This window comes from Kitasatospora sp. NPDC093679, assembly GCF_040683455.1.
GTDB classification, from domain to species: domain Bacteria; phylum Actinomycetota; class Actinomycetes; order Streptomycetales; family Streptomycetaceae; genus Kitasatospora; species Kitasatospora arboriphila.
This window is the reverse complement of record NZ_JBFBDW010000112.1, coordinates 1-5215: the sequence shown is the minus strand read 5'-3', so window position 1 is coordinate 5215 and position 5215 is coordinate 1. Positions and strand designations below refer to the sequence as shown.

Sequence of the window (5215 nt, the reverse complement as noted above, 5' to 3'; positions counted from 1 at the left end):
GGAGGCCGTCCACGCCCTCCCGGTCGGTGGTGGTGTCGTCCGCGAAGCGACGGTCACCGGTCGCGTCGGGCACGTACTTCACACAGACAACGATCCTCAAGCTCACGGCCTGTCTCCTGTACTGGTCCTGTCCGGCGGCTGCGGCTGTGCAGTCGGGCGGAACGCACGCTCCTGCCCGCACGCGGGCCGCGTCTTCCTGTGCCCGTCCGGAACTTCCTGGCAGCATACTCGCCAGTAGCTCGAACAGGCTACTGGCGAGTAGCTTAGCGCTGCGAGGCCCCGGACGGGGCGTCCCGACCGCCGCCGCACTCCCTGGCCGGCAGGCTTCCGGGACGGCTGCACTGCCGTCTGCGCCCATCCTGCCCCAGGCGGCGCCCGGTACCACCTGACCGGGCGGCAGATCCGCTGTGAGATTGAAGGTCTTGACAACGCCGACGATGATCGGCGCGGCGGCCACCGCCCGTCCGGGCCGGTCAGACCGCCTCTCCGAGCGCCGCGACGACGTCCGCCCGGCGCGGCTGGCCCGCGGCGCGGCGGATCACCCGGCCGGTCGCATCGAGCACCAGTACGGTCGGCGTGCGCAGGATGTCGAGCCGGCGCACCAGGTCGAGCCTGGACTCGGCGTCGATCTCCACGTGGGCCACGCCCTCGACCATCCCCGACACCTCGGCGAGCACCCGGCGGGTCGCCCGGCACGGCTGGCAGAACGCGGTGGAGAACTGCACCAGCGTCGCCCGGTCCCCCAGTTCGCCGCCCAGGTCCGCCGCCGTGAGCCGCACCGCCGCCCCGTCCTTCACCCGCAGCCTTCCGTCCCGGTGCGCGCGCAGCAGCCCGAAGGCGCTCGCCAGCACCAGCACCGCACCGCACACCACCCAACCGGTCATCGCTCCAGTGTCCCGCACCGCTGCGGAGCCCCTGGAACCCGTACCCCTCCGGGGTCCGCTCCACCAGGTGGACACCGTTCGCCCCCCGGCCCCGCCGGCCCTACCATCGCCGGATGGACTCGCCCCGACCCCGACTGCCCCGGCTGACCTCCCGCCGGGTGGTCGACCTGTGCCGGGCCACCGCGTCGCGCTGTCGCTGACCGCGGCCGCCCCGGGGCTCCGGAGAAGCCCCGGGATGCCGGCCAGGCGTCCCCGACCGGTTCGCGTCCCAGGAGTCCCTTCGTGCTGATCGACCCGCGCGGCCCGCGCTTCGCCGCCGCGCTCACCTCCGTCGTCCTCGCCGCCGCCCTGATCACCGGCAGCGGCGCCCTGCTCGCCCTGCAGGCCGTCGTCTTCGCCGTCACTGCCCTCGCCGGCCTGCAGCGCTCGCCGTACGGCCTGCTCTTCCGGGTGCTCGTCCGGCCCCGGCTCGCCCCGCCGCGGGAACTGGAGGACGCCCGGCCGCCGCGCTTCGCCCAGGTCGTCGGCCTCGCCTTCGCGCTCGTCGGCACCCTCGGCTTCCTGTCCGGCGCCGACTGGCTGGGCCTCGCCGCCACCGGGCTGGCTCTCGCCGCGGCCTTCCTCAACGCCGCCTTCGGGTACTGCCTCGGCTGCGAGGCGTACCTGCTGCTGCGGCGCGGCACCGACCGCGTCGGCGCACGGGCCTGACCCGTCCCGGCCGCCGTCCTGCCGCCGGCCTGCTCCGGTCACGGCCGTAGGACGGCCGCAGGCCGAGGCGGCCGGCCGGAGCGATCGGCCGGAGCGACCCGCCATCGGTCACCGGGTGAGACGCAGCTCTCACGTGACGTAAGCCTCGCCGCCGATTCCCGCCCCGCGGACGCCGCAGCGTGACATCGGGCACGTCTTCGGGGGATCATCGGGCTGAAACACCCGTGGCCGCCGCGGCGTGCCGCGCCCTCGCCGGTCGGCCCCGACGGCCCGGGTACCTCCGGACCGGGCATCAGGCCCGACGAGAAGTAGGGCTGACCGTGGCTGAGTTCGTGTACCCACCGGTGATCCGCGCCGCCTTGACCGCGTTCAAGGCGCTCGACCTGCGCGTCTCCGTCGTCGGAGCCGAGCACGTCCCCGCGACGGGCGGCGCCGTCCTGGTGAGCAATCACATCAGCTACCTCGACTTCATCTTCGCCGGCCTCGGCCCCTGGCGCGGCGGCAAGCGGCTCACCCGCTTCATGGCCAAGGACGACGTCTTCAAGCACCGCATCTCCGGCCCGCTGATGCGCGGCATGCGGCACATCCCGGTGGACCGCACCGACGGCCAGCCCGCCTACGACGCCGCCGTCAAGGCGCTGCGCGAGGGCGAGATCGTCGGCGTCTTCCCCGAGGCCACGATCAGCCGCTCCTTCATGCTCAAGAAGTTCAAGACCGGCGCCGCCCGGATGGCCGCCGACTCCGGCGCGCCGCTGCTGCCCGTGATCCTCTGGGGCACCCAGCAGCTGTGGACCAAGGGCCGCCCCAAGACCCTCACCAAGCGGCACGTCCCGATCACCGTCATGATCGGTGAGCCGATCGAGCTCACCCCGCAGGACAAGCCGGTCATGGTCACCCGCCGCCTGCGCGCGGCCATGAGCGAGATGCTGGACCGCGCCCAGCGCGAGTACCCCGCCAAGCCGTCCGGCGAGGACGACACCTGGTGGGTCCCGGCCCACCTCGGCGGCACAGCGCCCACCCTGGAGGAGGCCGAGGCCGCCGAAGCCGCGGAGGCCGCCGCCAAGGCGGAGCGTGCGGGCGAGTCCGGCTGACCCTCCCGCCCGGCGTACGGACCGCCCGGCGTACGGACCGCTCGTCCCGTACGCCGGGTGGGCCGGTCGCATGCGCACCACACTCGCGCCACCATCGGTTCGGCATCACCGATCTGGCACAGTGACAGCTCTCGCGGGGGCTCGACCACTTCGGGGGCCGACCCGGTGACGGAGACCAACCACGTGCTGTGCCGCACCCGACCGTCCGGCTCGCTGCCGGAGCCCTGACCGCCCTCGCCCTGCTCCCGGGCTGTGCGGCGGATCCACCGCCCCGGCCCGAGGGCCCCGCCTCTCCCGTACGGCGGCGGCACCACCAGCGGCCTCATCGCCGGACGCATGTACCTCGACGGCGAGAAGCAGACCAGTGCGGTCGTCACCGTGGCCCCCGACGGCAGCGGGCTGCACCAGATCACCCGGCCCGACCCGAACACCCTGGACGACCGCTCCAACTGGGGCACCGCGGCGCCCTGACCAGCAGCCCCGACCGCCACGCCCCTGCCGGCCACTCGGTAGGGTCGTGGCGCATGACGGCACCTCAGCTCTCCACCGCCACCGAGCGGGACGCCCTCTGCGGGTTCCTCGACAAGCAGCGGGCCGCCCTGCTCCGCACCCTGGACGGAGTCTCCGAGGAGGACGCCCGGAAGGCGCCCACCACGAGCTCCCTCAGCCTGCTCGGCCTGCTGAAGCACAACGCCCTCTGGGAGCGCCGCTGGTTCCAGGTGATCCTGGCCGGCCGGCACTTCCCCGACGAGTGGCCGCACGTCGAGGACGGTGCGGAGGACGACTTCGTCCTCGGCGAGCACGACACCCTCCCGCACTGGCTCGCGTACTACCGGGAGCAGGTCGCCACCGCCCGCGGGATCGTTGCCGCCACCGACCTCGACGCCCCCTGCGCCTGGCCGAAGCTCGCCCACCGCAACCTCCGGTGGGTCCTCCTCCACATGATCGAGGAGGTCGCCCGCCACGCGGGCCACGCCGACATCATCCGCGAGACCCTCGACGGCACCCGCAGCAGCTGAGGCCTGCCCGGACGAGGACTTCTGACGCCGTCTCCGGCATGGCCGCGCCGGCCACGGGGAAGCCCCGCCATGAGCCGCACCCGCGGATCACGCACGGATCCCACTCCCCCGAGGACCCGGATGGCCGTCGACCTCGTCTACGAGTCGCACTCCACCACCACCGACAACGAAGCCGGCATCGCCACCGGACGGCTCCCGGGCCGGCTGTCCGACCTGGGCCGGCGCCAGGCCGCCGAGCTGGGCGAACGCCGCCGCCGCGGCGGATTCGCCGCGGTGTTCACCTCGGACCTGCACCGGGCCGTGGAGACAGCAGCCCTCGCCTTCCCCGACGGCCGACCACCCGTCCACCAGGACCGGCGGCTCCGCGAGTGCGACTACGGCGAGCTGAACGGCGGGCCCGCCGCACACGTCGCCGCACGCCGGACCGACTGCCTCGACGTACCCTTCCCCGGCGGGCAGAGCTACCGCCAGGTCGTACGGGCCACCGCCGACTTCCTCCAGGAGGTGGCCGCCACGTACGACGGCCGCCGGATCCTGCTGATCGCCCACTCCGCCAACCGGTGGGCCCTGGACTTCCTGCTCACCGGAGTCCCCCTGGAGGAGATCCTCCGGGATCCCCCGGCCTGGCGCCCGGGCTGGCACTACACCGTGCCCGCGGGCTGGGCCCCACCGCCGTGACCGGCCGTCAGTCCTCACCCCTCACCGAACGGCTCGTCACTCCAGCGGAACCACGCCTGGTCGCCGTCGATGTGCAGCAGGAACTCCGCGACCGGTCCCTCCGGGGAGGAGAGCGTCAGCGCCTCGGCGATCCGGTCGTACGCCTCGTCGAAACGCTCCTCGTACTCCTCGGCCTCCAGCAGGGCGAGCGTCTCGGCGAACCACGGCGCCACCGCGGGGTAGCCCGGCCCGGGACGGAACGTCCCCGCCAGCCAAGGGAAGTCCGCCTCACCGATCTCGATCTCACCGACGAGCTCCATCCCTCGTGTCAACCGCCAGACCTCGCCGTGCATCTCAGTGCTCCTCCCCCGGTGTGGTCCGCATCCTGCCACGACCGCGGACCAGGCCCCGGTGGACCGCCCAGCCGCCTCCCGCACCGACGGCGTACCAGAACAGATCCGGCACGTTGAACGTCGACCCCAGGGCGAGCCGCGCCAGCGTGCTCTCCGCCGACCACCGCGCCGGCAGGCCCGTCATCTGGAAGAACTCCACACACCAACTCAGCAGCAGTGCCACCCCGGCGGCCCTGCCCGGCCTGATCCGCGGCGCCACCATCATCACCAGGACGTACACGAGCACGGTGTACAGCGCATCACCGCCGTACTTCGCCACCGCCCCGCTGCCCACGGCCCGTAGTCCCAGCCCCGCGACCACGGTCAGCACGCCGGCGAGAGCCGCACCCCAACGCATTCCACGCACCCCCCGGAAATGCGAGAAGCCCCGCCCGGGGTCCCCGGGCGGGGCTTCTCAGAAGAATTGTTCGGCGGCGTCCTACTCTCCCACAGGGTCCCCCCTG

General features: G+C 73.6%; 8 protein-coding genes and 1 pseudogene. 5 read left to right on the top strand and 4 right to left on the bottom strand.

Going from position 1 to position 5215, the window contains the following annotated elements:
• Positions 1 to 106 (bottom strand): annotated as a pseudogene (locus AB0O09_RS38630) (electron transfer flavoprotein subunit beta); the annotation flags it as partial.
• Between the two features lie 367 nt (positions 107 to 473).
• A complete protein-coding gene (locus AB0O09_RS38625; protein WP_344625155.1) occupies positions 474 to 884 on the bottom strand; it encodes a thioredoxin family protein in 411 nt (136 codons plus the stop codon).
• Positions 885 to 1166: 282 nt separating this feature from the next.
• Between AB0O09_RS38625 and AB0O09_RS38620 the strand changes: the two genes are divergently transcribed.
• From AB0O09_RS38620 to AB0O09_RS38600, 5 genes are all read left to right on the top strand, one after another.
• Complete coding sequence (locus AB0O09_RS38620; protein WP_363550476.1) at positions 1167 to 1592, top strand: DUF4395 domain-containing protein; 426 nt, start codon at positions 1167 to 1169, stop codon at positions 1590 to 1592.
• 320 nt (positions 1593 to 1912) lie between these two features.
• A complete protein-coding gene (locus AB0O09_RS38615) occupies positions 1913 to 2683 on the top strand; it encodes a lysophospholipid acyltransferase family protein (protein ID WP_344625153.1) in 771 nt (256 codons plus the stop codon).
• A 336-nt stretch (positions 2684 to 3019) separates the two neighbouring features.
• Positions 3020 to 3154: a hypothetical protein gene (locus AB0O09_RS38610; protein WP_363550473.1), complete on the top strand. Its 135-nt coding sequence runs from the start codon at positions 3020 to 3022 to the stop codon at positions 3152 to 3154.
• Between the two features lie 53 nt (positions 3155 to 3207).
• Positions 3208 to 3702 carry a DinB family protein gene (locus AB0O09_RS38605; RefSeq protein WP_363550470.1) on the top strand — a complete coding sequence of 165 codons (495 nt, stop codon included), beginning with the start codon at positions 3208 to 3210 and terminating at the stop codon, positions 3700 to 3702.
• A 120-nt stretch (positions 3703 to 3822) separates the two neighbouring features.
• Positions 3823 to 4380, top strand: coding sequence for a histidine phosphatase family protein (locus AB0O09_RS38600; RefSeq protein ID WP_363550468.1), 558 nt, complete (start codon positions 3823 to 3825; stop codon positions 4378 to 4380).
• A 14-nt stretch (positions 4381 to 4394) separates the two neighbouring features.
• Here AB0O09_RS38600 and AB0O09_RS38595 read toward each other — a convergent pair whose 3' ends face one another.
• On the bottom strand, positions 4395 to 4679 hold the full coding sequence (locus AB0O09_RS38595; protein WP_363550466.1) for a hypothetical protein: 285 nt from the start codon (positions 4677 to 4679) through the stop codon (positions 4395 to 4397).
• 34 nt (positions 4680 to 4713) lie between these two features.
• A complete protein-coding gene (locus AB0O09_RS38590; RefSeq protein WP_363550464.1) occupies positions 4714 to 5109 on the bottom strand; it encodes a DUF2809 domain-containing protein in 396 nt (131 codons plus the stop codon).
• Between the last annotated feature and the right edge of the window lie 106 nt (positions 5110 to 5215).